This window comes from Nonomuraea zeae, assembly GCF_005889725.1.
GTDB classification, from domain to species: Bacteria; Actinomycetota; Actinomycetes; order Streptosporangiales; family Streptosporangiaceae; genus Nonomuraea; species Nonomuraea zeae.
In genome coordinates this window covers 1-1,730 of sequence record NZ_VCKX01000650.1, presented here as the reverse complement: position 1 = coordinate 1,730, position 1,730 = coordinate 1, and the positions used below count along the sequence as shown (strand labels likewise).

The window sequence follows — 1,730 nt, the reverse complement described above, 5'->3', positions numbered from 1 at the left end:
GCTAGCCCCGTTTTCCGCACGTCGAGGTGAGTGAAGATCGCCGAGTTTGCCGCAGTGATCGTCGCGCGGTATGACGTGGCTGGTGAGACAGCGCGCGCAGTGGGGTCAGGCCAGTGTCGAGAAGATGCTCGGGGCATTACCGGTGGTGGCCGCGTTCTGCTCGCGGTTACGGATCCGGGAGCTGGTGGATGCGGCCTGCCCGGTGCGGGACGTCGCCGGATTGACGCACGGGCAGGTGATCGAGGTGCTCGTGGCCAACCGGCTGACCTCGCCGGCTCCGCTGGTGCACGTGCAAGAGTGGGCGCGCACCTGGGCGGTGGGCGAGGCGTTCGGAGTGGATCCGGAATCGCTCAACGATGACCGGATCGGCCGTGCGCTGGACGCCATCGCCCCGCACCTCGATCACCTGGCCGGGTCGGTCGGGCTGGCCGCGATCGAGGCGTTCGGCATCGATGTGGGGCGCCTGCACTGGGATCTCACCTCGATCTCGTTGCAGGGCGACTACGAGCAGGCCGAGCCCGGCTTCGCCACACCGAAGTTCGGCCATCCCAAAGATCGCCGGCCGGATCTGAAGCAGATCCAGGCCGGGCTCGCGGTCAGCTCCGACGGAGCGGTCCCGGTTTTTCACCGCGCCTATGACGGCGGCGCCGGCGAGGTCAGCCAGGTCATCGGCGCGATGCAGGCGCTGCAGCGGCTGGCCGGCCCGCAACCGATGCTGATGATCGGCGATTCGAAGCTGATCTCGTATGCGAACCTGGCCGCGATGACCACCGATGGTGTGACCTTCATCGCGCCGGCCTCCAAGACCTACGTCAAGGCCGAGGTATTGGCCCGACAGCGGCTCGACCAGGCCCAGGCGGTGGACTACGTCGCCGCCCGCGACGCCGGCAAGGACGCCGACCGGCGCGGCACCTGGCACGTGGCCGAGGACACCATGACGCTGGCCGGGCCGCGCACGAAGGACCCGATCCTGACCCTGCGCCGGATTTTCGTGCACTCCTCGGCCCGCGCCCAGGCCGCGGCCACCGCCCGGGCCAAGAAACTCCAGCGGGCCCGTGACGATCTGGCCCGGCTGGAACGCGGCCTGGGCGGCCGCCACTACCCCAGTGAGCAAGCCGTCGCCGACCGCGTCACCGCGATCGGCCGCGCCCGCCGGGTGAGCACCTGCCTGACCGCGGTCACCGGCACCGACCCGGCCACCGGCAAGCCCACCCTGACCTGGAACTTCGACCAGAACGCGATCGACGCCGAGGCCGCCACCGACGGCTGGTACGCCCTGCTCACCAACCTCGCCCCCGACACCGCCGACGCCGGACACCTCCTACGCCACTACAAAGGACAAGAAGCCGTCGAACGCCGCCACCAGGCATTCAAAGGCCCGCTGGCGGTCACCCACCTGTATCTGAAGAACAACCGCCGCATCAACGCGCTGATCACCGTGATCTGCCTGGCCCTGCTCATCTTCTGCCTGATCGAACGCCAGGTCCGCCACGCCCTGACCGCCCAGGACAAGACCAAGGTCAACGGCCTGTACGCCGGACGGCCCGCCGTCCCCACCGGCAAGCTCATCCTGGACGCACTGGCCGGCATCCGGCTTATCCCGGGCACCGGCCAGTCACCCCCGACCATCCCGCAACCCACCGACCTCCAACTCCACCTCCTGGACCTGCTCAACATCGATCCACGAGACCTCCGCTGAAGATCACTCACGTGCGGAAAACGGGGCTAGC

At 68.9% G+C, this 1,730-nt stretch carries 1 protein-coding gene; it reads left to right on the top strand.

The genetic code is table 11. The features are described from left to right. Nucleotides 1-82: 82 nt before the first annotated feature. Nucleotides 83-1,699, top strand: a complete 1,617-nt coding sequence (locus tag ETD85_RS66585) for an IS1634 family transposase (RefSeq protein ID WP_240780191.1) — start codon at nt 83-85, stop codon at nt 1,697-1,699. Nucleotides 1,700-1,730: the final 31 nt, after the last annotated feature.